The organism is Chitinophaga flava (assembly GCF_003308995.1).
Lineage (GTDB): Bacteria > Bacteroidota > Bacteroidia > Chitinophagales > Chitinophagaceae > Chitinophaga > Chitinophaga flava.
Genome location: NZ_QFFJ01000002.1, coordinates 3,546,453 through 3,569,573, shown reverse-complemented (window position 1 = coordinate 3,569,573; position 23,121 = coordinate 3,546,453). Strand labels below are relative to the sequence as shown.

Annotated in this window: 17 protein-coding genes and 1 riboswitch; of the genes, 11 read left to right on the top strand and 6 right to left on the bottom strand. The window is 46.5% G+C overall.

The features are described 5' to 3' along the window. Nucleotides 1-30 precede the first annotated feature (30 nt). Nucleotides 31-1,812, bottom strand: a complete 1,782-nt coding sequence (locus DF182_RS29370; protein ID WP_211327241.1) for a glycoside hydrolase family 15 protein — start codon at nucleotides 1,810-1,812, stop codon at nucleotides 31-33. A gap of 290 nt (nucleotides 1,813-2,102) precedes the next feature. Between DF182_RS29370 and glk the strand changes: the two genes are divergently transcribed. From glk to DF182_RS29330, 8 genes are all read left to right on the top strand, one after another. Next, nucleotides 2,103-3,149 (top strand): glucokinase, encoded by a 1,047-nt coding sequence (glk, locus tag DF182_RS29365; protein ID WP_113619317.1) that lies wholly within the window; start codon nucleotides 2,103-2,105, stop codon nucleotides 3,147-3,149. A gap of 10 nt (nucleotides 3,150-3,159) precedes the next feature. After that, a riboswitch (Fluoride riboswitch) is annotated at nucleotides 3,160-3,228 on the top strand. 46 nt (nucleotides 3,229-3,274) lie between these two features. Continuing rightward, nucleotides 3,275-4,561: a voltage-gated chloride channel family protein gene (locus DF182_RS29360; protein ID WP_113619316.1), complete on the top strand. Its 1,287-nt coding sequence runs from the start codon at nucleotides 3,275-3,277 to the stop codon at nucleotides 4,559-4,561. Between the two features lie 81 nt (nucleotides 4,562-4,642). Further along, complete coding sequence (locus DF182_RS29355) at nucleotides 4,643-5,089, top strand: VOC family protein (protein WP_113619315.1); 447 nt, start codon at nucleotides 4,643-4,645, stop codon at nucleotides 5,087-5,089. A gap of 740 nt (nucleotides 5,090-5,829) precedes the next feature. Then, a complete protein-coding gene (locus DF182_RS29350) occupies nucleotides 5,830-6,426 on the top strand; it encodes an RNA polymerase sigma factor (protein ID WP_113619314.1) in 597 nt (198 codons plus the stop codon). 84 nt (nucleotides 6,427-6,510) lie between these two features. Then, nucleotides 6,511-7,533, top strand: coding sequence for a FecR family protein (locus DF182_RS29345; RefSeq protein ID WP_113619313.1), 1,023 nt, complete (start codon nucleotides 6,511-6,513; stop codon nucleotides 7,531-7,533). Nucleotides 7,534-7,639: 106 nt separating this feature from the next. Next, nucleotides 7,640-11,053, top strand: coding sequence for a SusC/RagA family TonB-linked outer membrane protein (locus tag DF182_RS29340; protein ID WP_113619312.1), 3,414 nt, complete (start codon nucleotides 7,640-7,642; stop codon nucleotides 11,051-11,053). A 21-nt stretch (nucleotides 11,054-11,074) separates the two neighbouring features. Beyond that, complete coding sequence (locus DF182_RS29335; RefSeq protein WP_113619311.1) at nucleotides 11,075-12,652, top strand: RagB/SusD family nutrient uptake outer membrane protein; 1,578 nt, start codon at nucleotides 11,075-11,077, stop codon at nucleotides 12,650-12,652. Nucleotides 12,653-12,683: 31 nt separating this feature from the next. After that, nucleotides 12,684-13,817: a TlpA family protein disulfide reductase gene (locus tag DF182_RS29330; protein ID WP_113619310.1), complete on the top strand. Its 1,134-nt coding sequence runs from the start codon at nucleotides 12,684-12,686 to the stop codon at nucleotides 13,815-13,817. 111 nt (nucleotides 13,818-13,928) lie between these two features. On the opposite strand, the gene DF182_RS29325 is transcribed toward DF182_RS29330, so the two are convergent. From DF182_RS29325 to DF182_RS29315, 3 genes are read right to left on the bottom strand one after another with little or no spacing between them, the layout of a single operon-like run. After that, a complete protein-coding gene (locus tag DF182_RS29325) occupies nucleotides 13,929-15,521 on the bottom strand; it encodes an MFS transporter (RefSeq protein WP_113619309.1) in 1,593 nt (530 codons plus the stop codon). A 2-nt stretch (nucleotides 15,522-15,523) separates the two neighbouring features. Further along, nucleotides 15,524-16,597 (bottom strand): HlyD family secretion protein, encoded by a 1,074-nt coding sequence (locus tag DF182_RS29320; protein ID WP_113619308.1) that lies wholly within the window; start codon nucleotides 16,595-16,597, stop codon nucleotides 15,524-15,526. Between the two features lie 3 nt (nucleotides 16,598-16,600). Further along, a complete protein-coding gene (locus DF182_RS29315) occupies nucleotides 16,601-17,899 on the bottom strand; it encodes a TolC family protein (RefSeq protein WP_211327240.1) in 1,299 nt (432 codons plus the stop codon). Between the two features lie 122 nt (nucleotides 17,900-18,021). Between DF182_RS29315 and DF182_RS29310 the strand changes: the two genes are divergently transcribed. Together DF182_RS29310 and DF182_RS29305 are read left to right on the top strand one after the other, a co-directional pair. After that, on the top strand, nucleotides 18,022-18,816 hold the full coding sequence (locus DF182_RS29310) for an AraC family transcriptional regulator (protein WP_113619306.1): 795 nt from the start codon (nucleotides 18,022-18,024) through the stop codon (nucleotides 18,814-18,816). 105 nt (nucleotides 18,817-18,921) lie between these two features. Then, nucleotides 18,922-20,460 (top strand): S10 family peptidase, encoded by a 1,539-nt coding sequence (locus DF182_RS29305; RefSeq protein ID WP_113619305.1) that lies wholly within the window; start codon nucleotides 18,922-18,924, stop codon nucleotides 20,458-20,460. 149 nt (nucleotides 20,461-20,609) lie between these two features. Here the strand turns inward: DF182_RS29305 and DF182_RS29300 are convergent, their stop codons facing one another. Beyond that, nucleotides 20,610-21,380 carry a porin family protein gene (locus DF182_RS29300; RefSeq protein ID WP_113619304.1) on the bottom strand — a complete coding sequence of 257 codons (771 nt, stop codon included), beginning with the start codon at nucleotides 21,378-21,380 and terminating at the stop codon, nucleotides 20,610-20,612. A 12-nt stretch (nucleotides 21,381-21,392) separates the two neighbouring features. Continuing rightward, nucleotides 21,393-22,430, bottom strand: coding sequence for a PCMD domain-containing protein (locus DF182_RS29295; RefSeq protein ID WP_161964311.1), 1,038 nt, complete (start codon nucleotides 22,428-22,430; stop codon nucleotides 21,393-21,395). A 128-nt stretch (nucleotides 22,431-22,558) separates the two neighbouring features. Between DF182_RS29295 and DF182_RS29290 the strand changes: the two genes are divergently transcribed. Then, nucleotides 22,559-23,074: an FUSC family protein gene (locus tag DF182_RS29290; protein WP_113619302.1), complete on the top strand. Its 516-nt coding sequence runs from the start codon at nucleotides 22,559-22,561 to the stop codon at nucleotides 23,072-23,074. The last annotated feature ends 47 nt before the right edge of the window (nucleotides 23,075-23,121 follow it).

The window sequence follows — 23,121 nt, the reverse complement described above, 5'->3', positions numbered from 1 at the left end:
ATCTCCCATCAGCATTTATCACAGTTATGGTTATATGAAAATTGGTTTATCCAGTTTCATTGCGATGCGGTAGGCGGCATTCATAAGACCTACATGGCTATAGGCCTGTGGGAAGTTGCCCCACTGGCTGCCATTTGCAGATTCCACATCTTCACTGAAGAGGAGGAGGTGATTGGAATACTGCAGTAGTTTACTGAATTCACGTTGGGCATCATCGACCCGGCCTACACAGGCAAGGGCTTCCACATACCAAAAGGCACATACAAGGAAAGTTGTTTTAGGCAATCCGAAGTCATCAGAATGACGATAGCGATAAAACAGCCCTTCGGGTGTTTTCAGTTCCTTTTCCAGCGCAGTCAGATGGTCTCTGGCTTTTTCGGAAGCCGGGTCCAGGTAGTTCATCATGATTAGTTGAAGGGTGCTGGCATCCAGGTACTGGCTGCCGGCGGCATTGGTATATACTTTTCTGACAGGGTCGTAACAGCTTTCAATATGAGCGGCAGCACGCTCCTTCAAGGCAACGGCCCGGGAAATCAATTCTTCATTGCCGATGGTACGGGCCATTTTTTCAGCGGCATTGCAACCGGCCCATTGGAACAGATTCGTATAACAATGGACGTTAGCCATGTTTCTGAATTCCCATATACCTGCATCCTTTTCATCTATGGTGCGTTCTATCTTTTTCAGCAGCAAGTCGATCCATCGGTCCGAATCCTTTCTCTCCGAAAAAATAAAACGGTGGTCGGTATATAATGGTAACATCGAAATCAGCACCTGGCCATAGATATCATTCTGTATATGTTCATAGGCCTGATTCCCAATACGTACGGGCTTGTTGCCCATATATCCGTTGAGGTCGGGGAGGACCGTTTCTATCAGATCTCTCTTGCCGGTAATACCATATAGGGGCTGATACCGGAAGTCACCTGAAAAAGAGATGTCTGTGATATACCCGAAGTAACGCTCCATCTCTTCGAAATGGCCAATATGGTTCAGGGCGGTGATCACATAAAATGTGTCGCGCATCCAACAGAAGCGGTAGTCCCAGTTGCGGCCGCTTTCAGGAAATTCCGGAAGGCTGGTAGTGCTGGCTGCAATGATGGCGCCAGTATCTTCATACTGATGTATCTTCAGCGCGAGCGCCGAACGGATTACATAAGGCTGGAAATAATTGGCGATAGAAGAATGTTTGATCCAGGTACGCCAGTAGGCGATCGTTTCCCGGAGGAACCTTTCCGAGGTACTCGCCAGGGGAGCTTCCAGAGGATGTCCGTAAGTAAGGATCAGGTAGCGGGTATCATTCAACACAAAAAAATCTTCTTCAAAAACATAGCTGACCGGAATATTGGTGGTCAGTCTTATTTTCTCTTCGCTACCCGTAAATTCAATATGGCTGCTGCCTCGCATCGGATGCAGCTTCAGCGCACCATAATCGCAGGTGGGCGTACATTTTACCCGGATGCGGGGGGAGCCTTCCAGCGGTTCTACCTTCCGTATCAGCATCAGCGGTTTAAAAAAACGTTCGTACTGAAAAAAACGCGGCGCGAAATCGGTGATCCGATAGCTGCCTTCGTAGGTTTTTATTTCTGTACATAGAACATTCGTATTCTCCATATAATACTGATGGGAATCAAAATCCCCGGTTGGCAGGATGGAAAATTCCCCACCTTGTTTCCTGTCCAGTAATCCACCAAATATGAAGGAGCTGTCCATCCGTGGCCAGCAGAGCCAGTCAATGTTGGTGTCTTTGTTAATATGCGCCAGAAAGGCGCAATTGCCGATAAGTCCAGTCTGATAGGTATGTCTTTCCATTAGCATCAATTTATTGGGTGTTATTTTTTTTCAAAAAATCTCCGGATCATTGCCGTCAGGGAAAAGGTATCAGGGACGAGAGGACTACTATTATTATTATGGTAACATGCTCTGGTAAAATAAAGTTCAGGACCGTAGCCGAGGAAAGGCACCTGGAATATCTTGCACCATTCTTCTGTCAGATGCATAGGAATAGATAGGTGCTTTTTTCAGAAATTTCTTCAGAGGGGGGCAAATGCTGTTCCAATTTATTTACTTTTAGGAGATAAGTTAATGATGTTATGCAGACGATGAAAAAGCAACATTATTTACCCAGGTTTATTTCTCCTGCTTATCAGCCGGGAGAAGACAGTTATTTCCTGGCGGGAGATCTGGGTGGGACCAAAACTAATCTCGCTTTGTTTCGTGCGACAGAAGGCGTGCTGGACCTGGTACGGGAAGAAACCTATGCTTCGCGGAATTATGCTAGTTTTTCAGAGATCATACAGCATTTTATCACTGAAGGGACGACGCATGCCCCTCAACGTATATGCATTGGCGTAGCCGGACCGGTAGTAAAGGGAAAAGTAGAGCTGACCAATCTATCGAGGGAGCTGAGTGAAGATGAAATCCGCCAGGTAACTGGTATTCAGTCTGTAGCGCTGATCAATGATCTGGAGGCCACAGCTTATGGTTTGGCTACTTTGTCGCCCAGCCAGTTGATTACCCTGCACAGAGGGGCTACAGATAATACAGGGAATATGGCGATTATTGCGCCAGGCACCGGTTTGGGTATGGCTGGCCTGTACTGGGATGGAAAACACCATCATCCCTTTCCTACAGAAGGAGGCCATGGTGACTTTGCTCCGCGAACAGATCTGGATATTTTATTATTACGTTATCTGCAGGAGAAATATGAAGTGGCCAGCTGGGAGCGGGTGATATCAGGCCCTGGCATTGTGACCATTTATGAATTCCTTCGGGATATAAAAGGAATGGAAGTTCCCACAGTGCTGGAGGCGGCTATTAGTGCCGGTGATCCGGCAGCAGCCATCAGCAAAGCTTCCCTGGAAGGTAAAGTACCGATCTGTGTAAAAACGATGGAACTGTTTGTGCGATACCTGGCACGGGAATCCTGTAATCTGGTGCTGAAGATGAAGGCTACAGGTGGCTTGTTCCTCGGTGGTGGTATTCCTCCCAAAATTGCGCCACTCCTGGAAACAGGAGACTTCTACCATCATTATCTTCAGGGAGACCGGATGGCAGAACTGCTGGCCAGTGTTCCGATTCACATTGTGAATAATGATAAATCAGCCCTCTGGGGTGCAGCATATTATGCTGGATTATTGGAAGATTAATTATACTTTCGCAACTACAGGAAATGGTGTCTTCCTGCTCCGAACCGTTTCGTCCGAAACTGATGGCGCCTACAAATCATAACGATGGTATCAGTTATACCATTATAAATTGCTGTTTGTAGGACATGAAACAAGAAAATAAATCATTGGAACAATTGACAGTGGCTTATCAGCTGCTGAGATGGACTTTACTGGTATTGCCTGTTGCCATAATGGTGGGCAGCCTGGTTGCTTTATTTCTGTGGCTGCTCGACAAAGCCACCCATTACCGGTTTGAATATGGATGGTTATTGTACCTGTTGCCATTGGCAGGTGTATTGATCTATTGGCTTTACCGTTTGGGTGGTAAGAATGCAGAAAAAGGCAATAACCTCATTATGGATGAGATCCATCAGCCAGGTGGTGGGGTGCCCGCCCGGATGGCGCCACTGGTATTACTCACAACAGTGATCACCCATTTGTTTGGTGGTTCGGCGGGAAGGGAAGGTACGGCAGTCCAAATTGGTGGGAGCGTGGCAGGTTGGATCGGTAAGAAACTAGGGCTAACAGCCAGGGATATACGTATATTACTGATGACCGGAATCGCTGCAGGCTTTGGGGCAGTATTTGGTACACCCATCGCAGGAACGGTCTTTGCCCTGGAAGTACTTGCCATCGGCGCTATGCGATATGATGCCCTGGTGCCCTGCCTGATCGCAGCTGTGCTGGCAGATATCGTTTGTTCCTCCTGGGGAATTTCCCATACACACTATCATATATTATATACAGGAGTATCCTCGTCGTTTGTACCATTCTTAAAAACAGACTTTCTGTTGCTGGTAAAGGTGATACTGGCGGGTGTTGCTTTTGGACTCACCGGTTTCCTTTTCTCCTGGATGATTCACGCGATTAAGTATAATGCTAATGCCTATATTAAGATACCCTGGCTTATACCTGTCGTTGGCGGTGTGATGGTGATCCTGCTTTGTTATGTAGTGGGCACGCGGGACTATCTGGGTCTGGGCGTATATAGTCAATCACCGGATGGTGTCAGTATCATCAACGCCTTCAGTGGTACAAGTACGATATCCGACTGGAGCTGGCTGTGGAAGCTGATCTTCACCGCCATAACGCTGGGAATGGGATTTAAAGGAGGGGAGGTGACCCCCCTGTTTTTTATGGGCGCCACACTTGGTCATACACTGGCTCTGCTATTGGGTGCCCCTGTAGATTTATTCGCTGGACTTGGCTTTATCGCCGTCTTTGCCGGAGCAACCAATACCCCGATTGCCTGTACTCTAATGGGTGTGGAATTGTTTGGGGCCAATAACGTATTGTATTACGCCATCGCCTGTTTTACTGCTTATTATTTCAGCGGACATTCCGGAATTTACTCCTCCCAACGGCTGGTAGTAAAAAAATACAATCAGTAAACCCGCTATAGCAAAGGATTTCCGGACTAACAATTTTGTTAGTCCGGTTTTTATACCTCCAGCGCGGTGTAAGTTTGCTGAATGAAAACAACAGCCACTATTACCGGAATACATCACCTGGCACTACAAGCCAACGACTTTTCAGCTACCAGCGCCTTTTATGAGGCATTGGGCCTCGTACCATTTCATTCCTGGTCGCTGCCAGAATTTAATATTACCCATGCCGCCCTGCTCAAAATTCCAGGTACAGATTCCTATATTGAAATATTTGATAAAGACGCTCAGGTAGCAGCCCAGGGCAGACGTAGAAATACCGGAGAAACACCTGTCACCGGAGCATTATTACATCTGGCACTTACTGTAATGGATGTGGATGCAGCGTATGAGCACGCACTTTCCCTGGGTGCTACCAGCTGCATCGCGCCAAATGATTTGTCATTAGGATATCCGCCGGTCAAAGTACGTAACGCACTGGTTTACGGGCTGGATGGCGAGGTGATTGAGTTTATTACGGCGCTGGAGAGATGATAGTCTATAAAATTAAATAAGGAGATAGCAATTGGTGTCTCCTTATTTAAAATGAGAAAATCTCAGAGGGCTCAGCTATTTGCACCTGCAGCAGTTCCACGCAAACAGAATACAGATTGGTTGGGCTAGCTATAAAGATAGTATTAGGTGCTGCATATCATTGCATCAAAATAAACCAGCGGGGTGGAGCTGCAGAAAAACGTCGCCATATAGCCAAATAGGGACACAAAACTGTGCGCTGAGAATTCAATACACTGTACATACCTCTTGCCAAATTCATATAAATAACTCTCAACGGCTTCATTTTGGCAGAGTTACGCAAAAAATTTTACGCCCCAACAACCTTAGAAACAATTCGATTTGAGGGAATAAAAATGGGTTCAAATAATTCCTATAATAAACATTATGTTAAATAGAAAATGGCCATTTAAAGTGCCCCTCTGTCGTCTCTACCCTCGTGGGGCGAATTCATCATCGCGGGGGGCGCTTCCATAAAGATTTCGGGCGGCCACTATGAGGCTGTAATAGCTTTTCCGACCTTGCGCTGACATCCTGCAAAAAATCTGATGCTAATTTTTATCACCTGGCATTCCTCTCTCCTAAATGAAGCCGCTGAGAATAGCGTATACGAATTTGATCCTGTATACAACCCATATACAGCTACTACGCTCCCGCCTATACGCCAATACGATTGGCCCGCTTGACAGGTTGAGAAAAAAAACTCTATCTTAGCCCCGCTGATGGATACGAATCAAGAATGGAATATCAATGCCATATTTAAAGCCCCGGATTCTTTGGAGGCTGCCGACGTCTACAAACACTATTATAAACAGCTTTATAACTATGGCAGAAAATTAACGGATAACACTAGTCTGATCGAAGACGCCATCCATGACGTTTTCATCTCTATGTGGCAGGCCCATAGTAGAAATTCAGACCTCGACACCAACAGAAGTTATCTCTACAGCAGTTTCCGTCGTAAACTTTTCCGTTATCACCAGGAAGCCGTCAAACGTATGCAGCGCGAAGAACGCGCTATGTTCTCCAGTGTACCAGAATTTGGCGCTGACCATTTCATCATTCATAGAGAACAGGATGAACAACTGAAGGTGACCATTCTCCAGGCGCTACAGCAACTTACACCACGACAGCGCGAAGCGGTATATCTGCGTTTTTATGAGAACATGCAGTATGATGAAATTGCAGCGGTCATGGACATCTCTGTAAAAGCAACCTACAAGCTCATGGCCAGGGCACTGGATGAACTAAAACAACTCGTTAATCTTCCCTTTTATCTACTCTTACCTATGCTCCGCTTGCTGTTTATCAAACAGTGACAAAAAAATTTAAAAAAGTAGGAGTCTCATGGGGTAATATCTTCCCCAGCCGGCTTTTATATATCAGCAAACAGCAAAACAGGAATGCAACACAACGATAGACCGGATCGAAATACGTATACAGTGGCAGATCTTCTGGGAGACGCTTCCTTTCAGCAGTGGGTTTTACACCAGGAGGGCCCGTGGCAGGAATGGACTATTGCACATCCGGAGCAGGCCACTGTAGTGGAGACCGCACGTCAACTTTTGCTGCAGATACGTTTTGTAAATCATGTACCAGCAGACATAGCCGCGGAACAGTCATTAAATCGGTTCAAGGCTGCTGTGGCTAATTTGCAGGAACCCTCCCGCACCAGCAACATACGCCATTTGTTCCGATTCCGCCAGGCCGCGGTATGGACTGGGCTGATTATATGCGCAGGCGTCATCGCCAGATACACATGGTCAGGGCTGTTGGCTCCGCAACGGATACAAACCGCTTTCGGGGAAATCAAACAAGTACTCCTTCCCGACGGCTCTCAGGTAATATTGCAAGCCAATTCCGAACTGCGTTACAAACGCTCCTGGAACAAACAACAACGGGAGGTATGGTTAAAGGGAGAAGCTTATTTCCGGGTACATCCGGATAAAACTCATCCTGTAGCGGGTTTTGTTGTCCATTCCAATGATGCGGATGTTACCGTGCTGGGGACTGAATTTGATCTGAAGCAACGCCGCCATCAAACCAGCGTTTTTCTAAAATCGGGAAAAATCAGAATCGACTTCCACCAGCCCAAAGCACCCGGCATCATCCTGCAACCAGGAGACCTTGTTACATATGACGCTTTGCAGCAACAGGTGTCATCCACCCAAACCGACAGCACATACAGCAGCTGGGTGCATGGCAAACTTACGCTCAACAATGCTCCTTTGTCTGAAATCATTCAGATTCTGGAAAACAATTATGGAGAGAAAATTATAGTGAACGATAAAAAATTGCTGGAAAAAAGAATCGAGGGAATCATCTATCTGGAAAGCAAAGCTGACATCCTCTTTATTCTTTCTAATGTACTGGATATACAAATCAGCAAACAGAACGACACCATGTATTTCAGTAACCGAAAATAAAACAACGATCATCAACCATCCAGTCCGGAATACCACCACTCCTCAGACTGCATGTACAACAGTAAATAGCTAACGCTAACCAAAATCATAAAAAACCAACTACACTATGAGGAAAGAACTATTCTTCCCTTTGGGGATGGTATTGTTTTGTGCTGCCGTAACCGCTGCCCCCTGGCAGGTTTCGGCCCAGCATAATATACCTGTTACTAAAACCGTCCAGGAAAAAATAACTGTAGATGCCGCCCTTAAAAAACTGGGAAAAAAATACGGGACTACTTTTGTCTATGACAAAACCCTGCTGAGTGGATTATACACCAGCTTCAATCCGGACAATGCCAGACAGGAAAGCGTGGAAGACCAGCTCAAATCCATTCTCTATCCTAATGGACTATTATTTCTCTACATTAAAAAGGATTACTATGCCATTACTGTCAACAAAAACAGAAACAAAGATCTTTTAGGCACAGAGCAGGAGAATACAGTACCACAGGCACTTTCCTCCGTAACACTCTCCCCTGTTGATCAAACCGTCAGCGGAAAAATCACAGATGAAAAAGGATTACCCTTGGAAAGGATCAGTGTACAGCTGGCTGGTACAAACACCGGCGCTCATACTGATGAAAATGGTATGTTTACTATCCCCAGGGCTGTCAATAAAAAGCTGCTGGTATCCGGCGTTGGCTATAAGTCACAGGAAATCACAGCTACGGCCAGTACTCCCCTCCGCATCATCATGATCAGTTCTTTACAGGCACTGACCGAAGTTGTAGTGGTAGGTTATGGCCAACAGAAAAAAGCCAACCTGGTCGGTGCTGTTGGTACTATCAGCGGCAAAGAATTGACAGAAGCCCCAGTAGCACGTGTATCTGACGCCCTTGCAGGAAGAGTGCCAGGTGTATTTATTACCAAAAACGATGGTGCTCCCGGTTCAGGCTCCTCTATATATATACGTGACATCAGTACGACCAACAATTCCAGCCCATTAGTCGTAATAGATGGTATCCCCGGTCGTAACCTTGACAATATTTCCCCTGCCGATGTAGCAACTATCACCGTTTTGAAAGATGCTTCCGCTATTGCAGTATATGGTGCAAGAGCTGCCAATGGAGTACTATTGGTAACCACTAAAAATGGAAATGCCGGCAAAGCTTCCATCAGCTTTACTGGCAACGTAGCTGTGCAACAACAGACCAGGGCTCTGAAGCCACTTGGTTCTTACGAGTACGCACAGATGTATAACCAGGCACTTAAAAATGAAAACAGCTTCAACCCCGCTGCTGGAAAGGGATACGCTGATGATGTATTGGAGAAATACAGGACCGGCAGTGACCCCGACCTCTACCCTAACACCGACTGGTACCGTGAAGTCCTCGCTCCCACTTCCCTTCAGCAGCGTTACGATCTCACGGTGAGTGGTGGCAGCGATAAAACCCGTTACTTCGTTTCCGGCGGTTACAATAATGAAGGCGGTTTTTATCCAACTATCAGCTATAAACGTTACAACCTCCGCTCCAATCTTCAGTCTGAAGTGGCCAGGGGACTCACTTTCAACCTGCAGCTGGCAGGGTTTATGACTGAAAATAATGATGCAAGAGCAGGAAGCGCCACCATTATGAAAATATCCGTTTCAAGTCCCCCCTATTATGCTAACCGCTTCAGCAATGGCTTGTACAGTTTTGTTCCCGCTGCCAGAGGTAATATCTATCAGCAATCCAGAGGAGCAGACGGTTATAACAAAAGTACCGGTACTTCCTTCAATGGAAATGTTTCATTGCAATATGCACTGCCATTTATAGAAGGGTTGTCAGTAAAAGGATTATACGCCTATGACCGGTACCTCACCTATGGCAAAAACTTCTCTACACCGTATGTCCTGTATACAATGGACAACGCCGGGAATCTGAAAAAAGCCAATAACCTGCCAGCCACACCTGGCCTGATAGAAACATACCGACAGTCGTACAGTGCTACCAGCGAGCTTTCCATCAATTACGACCATACCTTCCGTCATCATCATGTAGGTGGTATGTTGTTGTACACACAAACATCAGATGCCGGCAATAACTTCAGGGCTACCGGGAACAACTTTGTTTCTCCGGCACTTGAAATACTCAATGCTGCCGACCCTACCAATGCTGGTGTAGATGGAACCGCCACCCGCCGCAACCGCCAGGGGCTTGTTGGTCGCTTCACCTACGACTATCAACAGAAATATCTGCTGGAAATGAACTTCCGGTATGATGGTTCTGATATATTTCCTCCGAATGGACGTTTCGGATTCTTTCCATCTGTGGGCGCAGGTTGGGTAGTATCCAAAGAATCGTTCTTTCCACAGACGGGGTTGGTTGATTTCCTGAAACTGCGTGGTTCATGGGGACAGCTGGGCAACGACCGTGTTGATCCTTATCAGTTCCTGTCTACCTACAATCTGGTAGGCACAGATAGATATGGTGTGAGTCATGGTTATTCCTTCGGCGGTATCAGTCCCAACTATTATCAGGGCCTGGAGTTGAATGTGTTGCCCAATCCTTACTTCACATGGGAGAAGGCCGTGATGAGCAATGCCGGCTTTGATATGCAACTGTGGGATAACCATATCAGTGTATCTGCCGATTACTTTTACAAACGCACCAAAGACATTCTGGCCCCACGTGCACAAGCCTTACCCGATGTTATCGGCGTAAATCTACCGGTAGAAAATGCTGCCATTGTAGACAACAAAGGCATAGAGATCAATGTGGGATATGAAAACAAGATTGGTGCACTCTCCTATTATGTGCGTCCTAATTTCAGTTTCGCCCGCAACAAAGTGGTGTATTATCCTGAAGCAGGCGCTATCCCTGAATGGCAGCGGCTTACAGGGAAATCCGTAGGCATAGGTACCTTCCCTAAGTTTGTATCACAGGGATTGTATCAATCACAGGATGAGGTAGAGAAAGGCCCCAAGCCGCTATACCCTACTGTTGCTGCTGGTGATATCCGTTATGCGGATATTGATGGAGATGGAAAGATCACATACAACGATAAAGTACTGACTGACAAAGGTAATTATCCTGAAATACAGTATGGTATTGCTTTAGGTGGACGTTACAAAGGATTTGAACTGAACATGTTATGGCAGGGAAGTGGGAATGTGCAGACTTATGTATATGGCCCATATGCCTTCCCTTTCAAAAACGACGGACACCCGCAAGAAATACACAAGGATTACTGGACACCTGAAAATCCAAATGCCAGCTCTCCCCGACTCTCCATTGCCTACGCCAACAACTCAGAGCATTCAGATTACTGGTTGCATAATGCCTCTTACATCCGTCTGAAAAATCTGGAGATAGCCTACAATCTTCCCGCCCAATGGCTGCGGCATGCGGGTATCAAAGGGGTAAGAATGTATCTCAGTGGTAATAACCTCCTGACCTTCAGCCATCTTAAACAGATAGATCCTGAGGCAGGCGCCAACTCTACTATCATGTACCCGATTATCCGCAGCTACAACGGCGGTATCAATATACAGCTGTAATCAACAAAAACAACAGACACCATGAAAAAATACGCATATATACTACTGCTCAGTATTTGCTTCCTGAGCGCCTGTCAGAAAGGGTTTCTGGATCAGGGGCCACTGGATAAATTCACCGATGATATGATCTGGAAAGATAGCAGCCTGGTGAATCTCTATATTGCCAATATCTATTCCGGTATTATTTCTCAATATGACCGGGCAGGTGGAGAACTGATGATGAGCATTACAGATGAAGGAGAAGCCAACCGTCCCTATCTGCAATCACAACAGGTAAACCTGGGCCAGTATAATTCCAGCACCGGCGTTTTCGCGGATGTATGGACCTCCGGCTATACCAGCATCCGGAAATGTAATCAGCTATTGGACCAACTACAGTCCGCTCCCTTCAGCGCCGCGCTGCAACAACGCATGAGAGGGGAAGCCTATTTTCTGCGTGCCTACTTTTATATGGAAATCTATGCTCACTTCGGGGCCTTTCCTATCATACAAAAGCCCTTGGGACTGACTGATGAACTGGCCATCCCCAGAGCTACGCCACAGGAATGCATTCGTTTTATAGTGCAGGACCTCGAAACAGCAGCATCGTTGTTGCCTGTAAAACATGAAGCCGCTCAAACAGGGAGGGCTACACAAGGTGCCTGCTACGCCATGAAATGCAGACTCCTGCTGAATACACTGGACTATCAAGGTGCTGCTGATGCGGCCCAAAAAGTGATAGACCTCAAACAATACCAGTTGTTCCCCGATTTTAAATCCCTCTTTCAGCCTGGCAATGATAACAATGTCGAAGTCATCTTCGATAAACAATTTGGCAGTCTGCAAAGTAAACAGAAACATTCCCTGAATGATTACGAATACCCCAGGAATTTTACCGGCTTCGCCAGTGGTATCAATGATCCTACCCAGAACATTGTAGACGCTTTTATGATGAAAGACGGTAAACCCTGGAACACTTCATCATTGTATAATCCGGAGCAACCTTATGCCAACAGGGATCCGCGCTTCTACAGCAGTGTGTTGTATGATGGTATTTTTTTCCGGGGAGAAGTGCTTGACCTCCAGAAAGGCAGCGCCGCCAATCCATCCGATAGAGGTACCCCTACCGGCTATTACCTGAAAAAGTTTCTCGACACCACCTATGACCTGAAAGGTGTGTCAGTGCCCAACTTCAACAACTGTATTATCATGAGGCTGGCAGAAATATATCTCAACTATGCTGAGTGTCAGCTGAAGCTGGGCAATACAGAAGAAGCCAGGACCTATGTCAATCTCATCAGAGTACGTGCAGGCATGCCCGTTATTCCGGCCGGAGAAATGACCTGGGATAAATATGTGGAAGAAAGGACGGTGGAACTGGCTTTTGAAGGACAGCGCTGGTTTGATATACGCCGCTGGCAGAAAGGCCCGGAGCTGATAGGGCAACCTATCTATGGAATGGTGGTAAACGTTGTCAATGGCAAACGAACCTATAGCCGCACTAAAATTGAAGACCGGGTTTTCACGGCTCCGATGATGTATCTCTTTCCTATTCCGCTGGATGTACTCAATAAATATCCCGCAGGAAAAGAACTCCGCCAGAATCCCGAATGGAAATAGTTTTTATCATTTAATTTAATATTTTGTCAGAATGAAACTCTCAACAAGCACCCGTATCATACTGCTGCTCACTGGTTTGTATACCAGCAGCTATGCACAGCAGAAAACTGTTATTATCAAAGGCACCGTCGTGGGCGATACCAAAGGGTACAACCGCATAGACATGTACTCACGGAATCCTGACAGATATGATTCTTTGTCTGTCGTAAACAAAACTTTTACGCTGGAACTACCTTTTGAAGCACCTTACCGGCAGATGTTTTCCTCTCTGCATGATTCCAAAGTACTGGGTGGTTATGCGCCACAGGGTATTCTAATAGATAAACCCGGCACATACCAGATAATTGCAAAAATAGACAGCACCGGTACTAAGTTTTCAGCTCGCAATGGTGATGCTCAGCAAGTATATGCTGCATTTTCTGCAGACATGGATAAAGCCTGGAAAACAAATGAAAAAACACTGCAGCAGAAATATGGCAAAGACATTTTAAAACAGCTGAATGGCAAGGGAGAGCCTAATGCAGCAGCAGCGGCAGATCTGGAAACATTGGAAAATGCATCCGCTAAAAAGCTGGTAACACAATATGTCAGCAAAAATCCCGGTTCTTATGCAGCAGCTGTTATCCTGCAACGCAACAGCCGCGCCTTGGATAATACAACGCTGGCGACCCTTTACCAGCGGCTTAGCCCCGCTATTAAATCACTTCGGGAAGCAGCAGCGGTGGCCACTGAAATCTCTGCCCGGAAACTCAGCGTTGATGGCGCTACACCGGCTGATTTTACATTAAAAAATGCTGCCGATCAGAGCATACGTTTGTCAGACTACAAAGGTAAATATCTGCTGATTGATTTCTGGGCCAGCTGGTGCGGCCCCTGCAGAGCGTCTTTCCCACATATGCGGGAACTGTACAACCAGTACAAAGGGAAAAATTTTGAAATACTCAGTATCTCCACTGACCGTGATAAGGCAGCCTGGCTAAAAGCGATGAAAGAAGATAACAATCCCTGGGCACAGGCACATGATCCCAAAAGTGAAGTAGCCAAAGACCTGTTTAATGTACAGGTATTACCCACACTGTATCTTATAAGTCCGGAAGGCAAAATCATCGCCCAAAAACTCGAAGGCACAGCACTGGATAAAAAACTACAGGAGCTCTTACAGTAAAATTTCAGGTAAAGGCATAAAATGGAAAAGACGCAGTTCATGCGTCTTTTCTTTTACCCCCAATAATCCACTTAAAATCAGAACATTATAAAAATCTTCTTAAAGTCATTGTTAAAACGTTGCAGCAGCCGGTTGTTTGGCTTTTACATCAATAATAATGCGGTTAATAAACGGCGCCATAATAATGAGCAACATCAATCCCAAAATCAATATCACCACCATTTCATAGTAGTCCATGGCATATTTCAGAAAAGCCTGTTTCTGTAATGCTTTGTCTAATAGGCCAGTGGCCGCTTTTGCGGCAAGATCGGGCTGCATGCCTCTCGCTGCGAGACTGGACTGATACAGGTTCAAACGCTCCTGTAATCCGTAGTCTGTACGGGAAACATGGTCGCTCAAACGCATGCCATGGATTTTGGAATAGAAAAGGGAGAAATAGTTGATCAGCGCCGTGCTTAACCCAAAGAAGGCAAAACGGATAAACACCCCTACAGCGGCGGCCGACTGACTAATACCTTCCGGCACAGAAGATATCGTAAACAACAAGATGGGTGTAAACACCATTCCGGCACCCATCCCTTGCAGTAGCAGCGGTATAATAAAAGTACGCATGTCTGCTTCCGAGGCAAAGAGGAAATACATCCCGCCGTGAAAAAGTAACAACAGAAAAAAACCGGCCAGCCAGATGAACTGCATAGGCCGTTTCTTTATTATCAGCCTTCCTGCAATAACAGCTCCGATCAATATGCCCAGTATATTATAGATCAGCAGCTCATACAGATTGATAGGGTCCATGCCCAGCACCGTTGAAAAGTAGGTAGTGGTGATACTGAATGCTCCTCTGATCAGATAAAGCATACCAACGAGAAATATACCAAACAGGAAAGCCCTCGACAAAAAAACTTCCTGATGAATAAATGGTCGTTTACGTGTAAGCTGCCGGGTTACAAAAACTGTCGCCAGGAAGATGATAGCAACAATGCTCCATACAATGGATTCGTCCTGCAGCCAATAGTATTGCTGACCGTAGGTGAACACATAAGCTAACAGAATCAGGATCGGGCTATACAGGAAAAAGCTGGCCCAGTCCAGCTGATACAGCGGCACCCTTCTCACCAGATGCACCTTGTTCATCAGCAACAGCAATAAGATGCCACCCGGTACAAAAGTGTAGATGATCATTTTATACAGTACGTTGTATTCATAATTATCTACAAGAGGCGCCGTCACCAGTGAGGTTAAGGAAGCAGAGCACAGGATCATTGTATAAAAAAGAGTGTACCCTATTTCCCGGGCATGCTCTGACTTCAATCCGCCGAAAAGCAATGTCAGACAAATACTGGTGACACCGCAGTTTACGACTCCCTGTAAAAAACGGCATACAAAGAGTACCGGTAATGTTCTGGTATGATAACAGGCATAGCTGATCAGCACCTGCAAAACCAGGCAGATGAGAAAATACTCCTTGGTGGAAACACGGCTAAAAAAACGCCGTTCCAGCGGTGTAAAACTGGCCAGTGCTGCATAATACAACAGCATGGAAAACTGGATGTCTGCCGGCTCTACGCCATAGAATCCTGTAGCCGCTCCTACATTGGCTGTAGACAGCGCAAACAGCATGACGGTAGGAAGCAATACCACGAAGATGGTGAGCCTGGTCAGCCACTCGGGCGCCCATGATCTGAAAATACGTTTCTTGCTCATGATCAGCGACGGACTTTAGACACGGATACATTCACACTCATACCGGCAGATAAGGCTCTCAGCTCTTGCGGCGTTCCGTTGAGCCGGATACGCACCGGAATACGCTGGGCTATCTTGACGAAGTTACCGGTAGCGTTGTCAGGAGGCAACAGGGAAAAACGGCTGCCGGTGGCTCCGGACAGAGATTCTATTTTACCGGTAAAAGTCCTGCCTGGATAAGCATCTACCACAATATCCGCGGTTTCACCAATGCTCATATGACGGATCTGTGTTTCCTTGAAATTCGCCACCACCCATTTACCGGCTTCCCAGTCTACGATATAGGCCAGTGTTTGTCCTGCCTGTAACAGCTGTCCGGGCTGTATGGTACGACGTCCCATTTTACCATTGTAGGGTGCTGTGATAACAGTATAGGAAACAGTGAGATTATTTTTTTCAACTACTGCCGCTCTTCTTTTGATTTCAGCCTGAAGCGCGCTCTGTTGTACACGGGCATCATTAATTTTTGCCAGGGCTGCGTTGTAAGCACCTACTGACGTGTTATAGTCTGAACGGGCCACTTCCAGTGCGGCTTCTACCTTATCCAGTTGTTGTTTGGTAGCAGACTCCACATCGTACAGTTTTTTGTAACGATCGTATTCCTGCTCCTGATTGCGCAACTTGGCTTTGGCGGCAGCAATTTGCGACTGGTATACTTTGGCCATTTCGCCGGCGGTGTTTACATTACTCTGTATCACACTTACCTGGGCTTCAGCATTCACCAGAGCTGCATCTGCTTCCTGTTGCTGCGCTGCATACTCGCTGTTGTCTATCAGCACCAGGGTATCACCTTTTTTCACTTCCTGGTTTTCCTCATAGCGGATTTCCTTTACGTACCCCGTCACCTTAGCCACCACAGGGTTAATATATTCATCAATCTGTGCGTCATTGGTTTCTTCAAATTTCCATTGATGCAACAGTGTTTTCACGCCCCATATGGCAAGGCATATCACAACAATGGAGGCAACAACTGTAGTGACCCTCGAGATAATCCTGTCTGTTTTGTTCGTTTTCGTTTTAGTGTTTGTGTTGCTCATATATTAAAGGTTGCCAGTTGCTTTCAGTAATTGATAGTATTGCAGTTGTGCGGTCACCTCTGCCGTGGTGAGGTCGAAACGGGACTGTAACAGCTGTGTTTCCGCGTCCAGCAGATCTGTGAGTAAAGACAGCTGGTTGAAGTAGGTATTATTAACGATCCGGAAATTTTCCTGTGCCTGAAGAATGTTTTCCTGTGCCACCCTTATACGTTCCAGTGCTTCCGTATAACGGAGATAAGCCGCTCTTACTTCCTGGCGCACCTGGTCCTGAGTATCGGCATGTTCTATCTCCTGGCGTTCGAGGTTGATCTTTGCGGCTTCCCTCTTATGTTTGTTCTGGTACAGCGCCGAAATAGGCATACCGGCTTTCACACCTACCTGTCCCAGGCCATACAGGCTGATAGCATAAGGGAAGAACTGGATTTGCGGGTACGTATAGGCGTATTCGGCGTACAGACCTACTTTGGGCAGTATATTGGATTTTACCTCTTTAAGTTTTAATTCGCTCAGAGCGGTTTCCTTCTCTGAAATCTTAAACGCAAAAGAATGTTCGTTAGCATCTGCCAGATATGCTTCATAACTCTTCTGCGGTATGGAGGAAAGATCCAGCGTGTCCAGTGCCAGTTTGTTGTCAATACTGTCTGACTGCCCGATCATGATATTGAGCCGCTGGTTGGCGATCTGCAGACTGTTACGTATTTCCAGCAGGGTCACTTTCTGGTTGGAGAGTTTCAGTTCTGCACGCAACACATCACTTTTCAGTACCACACCGTTCTTCATCAATTGTCGGATCTCTTCCAGTTCTTTCTCTCTTTCTTTAATATCCAGTAACAATACTTTTTCGTACATGCGAAACCGGTATATATCCAGATAATGATTGGCTGCCTTGTATCTTATCTCTGTACCGGTAAGATTGCTTTGCTCCTGGGCCAGCTCGCTTTCTGTTTGTCTGACCTGTATCTCCCGGGATGTTTTACCGCCATTGTAAAGGTTGAGATAGGCATCTGCTCCTACCTGATAGAATTGATGTACTACCGGAAACTGGGAGGGGGCATTAAACAACCCTTTCTCGTACATGGCCAGGTTAGACACTCTGGCGTAAGTACCATTTGCTTTTATTTCCGGAAGACGCTCGTCTCGAGCTGCTTTCACCTGTTGTTGGGAGCCTTGTACACGGAGATATTGCATCTGCAATTGTTTGTTGTAAACTGCGGCTTTATTCCATACATCCGTTAACGTTATGGGGCTTTGCTCAGGGTTCTGACCAATGGCTATTTTGCTGGTAAATAATGCGGTAAGCAAGATTCCGGCAAGCCACTTATTACTATTTGAAAACATATTTAATCTGATGAAGATGCAAAGTTCAATTCATCCTGGTTAAAATATTTGCTATAAATTGCCATAAAATTGCTAAATCCGGCCATATGGAAGATTTTAAACCAGAACTGATCATTGAGGAGGTGGATAGGGTCCCGGAATCCGCCTATATATGGCATTGGAAAACGGAACATCATTTCCCCTTCCATAAGCATAACAAAGGACAACTCACCTATGTTGAAGGAGGTGTTGCTTTTTTATATACACGGGATAAGACCTACTTTCTGCCAGCCCGCCACTATATGTGGGTGCCGGCAGGGGTAGAACATTATTTTGCGCATCGTTATCCCGCCAATTTTGTGCGGACTATTTACTTTTTTTTAGATGAAGATGATGAACAGGACCCGTTTTACAGGCGCACCGGCATCTATCCGGTAAACAACCTGTTGCTGGAGATGATCCTCTATACCGCCAAATGGGACAAAGATGTGCTGCCGGGCACCAAAGGCTACCGGTTTGTCAAGGCCATTAAAAACATTCTGCCGGATATCAGTACCTCACCGCTCCCCATCAATCTGCCAACCACCGAAAATTCCAGACTACAACCTGTACTCAAATACATACAGGCCAACCTGGCTGAACCACTTACGCTCGAGAGCATCAGCGCAGCTTTCAATATCAGTGAACGTACACTTACCCGGCTGTTCCGTTCCACAATGGACATCTCTTTTTTCCAGTACCTGAAGCTGGCCCGCATGATACGGGCGATGGGATATCTGCTGGAAACAGAAAAAACAATCAGTGAAATAGCCTGGGACACTGGCTACAACAGTGTGTCCGCTTTCAGCAATACTTTCTTTAAACTGGTCGGCAAACGTCCCTCGGATTTTCAGTTGCGCTGATATTACCCATAAGAAAAGGGATGGCCGGTTTGGATATACGGATATTTGGTTATAAACTAGCGCAATGGCTTACAACGCCTGCTGAACCAAATATCTAATCTAAATATGAACGCAATCAACAAAGCCATATGGCTGCCTCTGCTGGCAACCGGACTGGCAGGGCTGCAACCGGTATTAGCGCAACAACCCGCTAAACCTGCACCTAAAACAGAACTCACAGGAGCCAACCCTGGTCTTTCCCTTAATCCGGACACAGCTGTTACCAGTTTTCACGACGTCACTATCAAAGGACAAAAGGTTCCTTACAAAGCCGTTGCCGGCACCCAGCCTGTATGGGACCAGGATGGTAAAGTGATGGCCGGCCTCTTTTATACCTATTATGAAAGAACAGATGTAAAAGACCGCGCCTCCCGGCCACTGGTTATTTCTTTCAATGGCGGCCCTGGTACGCCCTCTGTCTGGATGCAGATCGCCTACACCGGGCCCCGCCTCCTGAATATCGATGATGAAGGTTATCCGGTACAACCCTATGGCATACACGAAAATCCGCAGTCTATTCTTGATATTGCAGACATCGTGTATATAGATCCCGCCAATACCGGCTTTTCAAGGATCAATAAAGATGCACCACGCGATAAATTCTTCGGTGTGAATGCCGATATAAAATATCTCGCCGAATGGATCAATACCTTTGTGTCCCGGCATAACCGCTGGGCTTCTCCTAAATACCTGATCGGCGAAAGTTATGGGACCACCCGTGTGTCTGGTCTCGCGCTGGAATTACAGAATGCGCAGTGGATGTATCTGAATGGTGTAATACTGGTATCTCCCACTGATCTGGGTATTTCCCGTAACGGCCCTGTAGATGCTGCTTTGAGCCTTCCATATTATGCAGCTACTGCCTGGTACCACAAAGCCCTGACCGCTGACCTCCAGCAAAAAGATCTGACAACCATGCTACCTGAAGTGGAGCACTTCACTATTCATGAATTGATCCCGGCCATCAGCCAGGGTGGTTTCCTGGATGAACAGAAAAGGAAAGAGATAGCCAGCCGTATGGCCCGTTACTCCGGCCTTTCCGAGAAAGTGATCCTCCAACACAACCTGAACATACCGCCCGACTTTTTCTGGAAAGAACTACTGAGAGACAGGGGGTATACCGTAGGCCGCCTGGATTCCCGCTATCTGGGACAGGACAAGGAAGATGCCGGCAATAATCCCGACTACAACGCCGAGCTGACTTCCTGGCTCCATGCCTTTACGCCGGCTATCAACATCTACCTGCGTGAAGAGCTGAAATTTCCTACTGACCTGAAATATATGATGTTCGGCCCGGTACATCCCTGGGACCGCAATGGAGATAGAACAGGTGAAAACCTGCGCCAGGCGATGGCTGCCAATCCTTACTTAAACGTGATGATACAGTCCGGTTATTACGATGGTGCCTGTGATTACTTCAATGCCAAATACAGCATGTGGCAACTGGACCCTGGTAGAAAGCTTAAAAACCGGCTGTCCTGGAAAGGCTACCGCAGTGGTCATATGATGTACCTCCGCAAAGATGATCTGACCACCGGCAATGATGATATCCGTGATTTCATTAAGAAATCCCTGCCTAAAGCCGGCCAGCCAGCCAAATACTAATCCTCATCAAAAAATCATAAAAGCATCCAAACATAATAACATCAAAAACAAAAAACAGAAAGCGCGCAAGAACTTAACTTGCGCGCTTTCTATTTTCAATACCCCGTACTCACATTCCACAAACATAGCCCAGGACTTCAGTCCTGGGATCAGATTTTATAAGCCACTCCCAGTGTCAGATAGATATTATACAATGGGAAATCCAGTCCTTTAAAGTCATCCGGGAAAATGGGTTTTAATCCCCAGGAGAGGTTACCCATTACTTCCAGCTTACGGCCTACTTTTCTCATAGCGCCGCCTTGCAAACCAATATCGAATTTCCGTACATCGGTACCAAAGTCGAAGGAGGCTTTGTCGATGATTACTTTCTCGCCGGTAGGGCCTCCATTGCGGATATAACCATCGGATACGGTACCGTAAAAGTTAGAGCTGAACAGCCATGCCGCGTAACCACCAAGGCTGAAGCGCCATTTGGTATTAGGTGTAAAAGTGGCGCTTAGCGGGAAAGCCACATAGGCGTTGCGCACAATTGTTTTGTTTTTACCGCTGAAGTTACCTGAAAAGCTGCCGCCATCTTCTGTGGTGATGATGGTAGGGAAATACAGTACTTCGTCTTTAGTGGCCATACCCTTATAATCGAGTTTCACAGCCAGTGAAGCGCCCCATTTGGAGGTAATGCGGTAAGACAGTTCATATCCCAGGGAGGGACTGAATTCGGGCCGGAAACTATTGATCCGGCGGATAGTGTTGGGTAATCCTACCGGTGCGGTAGCGCCGAAGTTGAACCCGGCCAGAATACGATGTTCCAGGCCTGGTGTAAAGGTGGGCGTATTTTTATTGTTGTTATTATTTTCCTGCGCAAACAGTTGTCCAGCTGCCAACAGCATAACGGCCAACAGTCCTTTGAATTTAATATTCATGGGATCAAAGCATTATTGGTGAACGATTTGGATGCTATCCAGTACGAGGCGGCTGCCGATAGCGCCCTTGTAGCTGTCTCCATCTTTACTGGAGGAAGCCACGATAGCCATCATCATTTTTTCTGAGTGGCTTATTTTCCGGGTGATGACGAACGGGATATCAAAGCGGGTCCACTGGGCACGTGCAGAGCCATCCGGTAAAATTGCTTTTGCTACGATCCTGTCTGAGGTCTGTATATTGGTAGCATCCAATCGGGACGTTCCGGTATACAGGATAGCGTAGATAGAGCAGGAGTCGGTCATGCCTGGTATAATGGTACCAGACTTGTCCTGATAACTGGCGCCGGGCTGGTATTTGTAGTATCCGGTAAAGCGCACTGGTTCGCCGCGGTATGGCTGTCCAAACTGGGTAGCTTTCAGGGGCTGAGTGAGCGCATTCTTGCTTTCAAATACACCCAGGAAAAGAGAGCCGGCAAACAGTTTGATACCCATAATGCCAGACAGGGCAGTTCCTTTGCGGGTCACCATTTCGGCGGCATATTGTCCGTGATAGGCATCGGTAGTAGCTCTAAGCGGATACTCTTTCGGGTCTTTAGGGACACCAGCCATAGCAATACCAGGGTTTCCGGAAGACCATACCAGGGTGCTATCGTCATTGATTGCATATTGGTATTTGTCTTTAGGATTCAGCATCCACTTTTCAAAGTCCCATTTCCAAATACCGTTATCGATAGCTTCCACCTTGTAGGTTTTTTGATGGATGCCATCGGCAGCCGTCACCACATATTGATTGACGTGGGTACTGTCAAAGTGGATAGAGTCACCGGATGCGGGTGTAACGGTAGCGCCGCCGGAAAGGGTGATTGCAGGGGCTATCCCTTGTTTGTAAGCGTCGGGTGTCAGATACAGTAGAATGGTTCCGTTAGCATGGTCAATAAACACATCTCCAGTCAGTTGTTCTTTGTCAACGGCAAAGGTTTCGATGTCAGCTTCGGGATTTACAGGTGCGTCTTTTATACAGGCCTGTAATAAACCGATAACAGCTGCCATGTAGCATAGTTTCCGTAGTCTCATGGTTATCAGTTGATTAAAAAAAGTCCCAAAGGTAAGAAAACTCAACCTGAACAATCTACATATATATTAAGCGATATATGTACCAAATGTCCTAACATTGCGGTATGGTCAACAAAGCAAGATTACAACGGTTGCTGATTTATGCTGCTAAATGTGTGAGCGGCGTGCTGGTAGTGCTGGTTCTCTCCTGGTTGCTGGATTACAAAGACGTAGTATGGGTGCTGATATCGGTGATGCTGGTTTTATCGCCGGATGGCTCTGATGCCATGACATTAGCCGTGACCCGTATCAAAGCTAATGTGATAGGGGCTGCATCCGGTTTTTTGCTATTGTTGTTTCATCCCAATCTGTTGATCACTATGAGTATAGCCGTATGCATAACAGTGGTGTTATGTAACCTGTTCAAACTGGAACCGGCTACCCGTACAGCCCTGGCAGCCACCATTATTGTAATGACCCATGAGGCCGGGGCCCATCTCTGGGACACGGCCGTGGGCCGGGTAATATCAGTACTGACAGGCTGCGTGCTGGGTCTTCTGATTACCTTTATCTTTCATAACCGGTATACCAAACAAACCGCCGAGATGATTTTATCCATCACCGACCGCGGAGGCGAATAAACGAAGTACAGAATTCCTACAGAATTGCCCGATATTTTTGACCAACT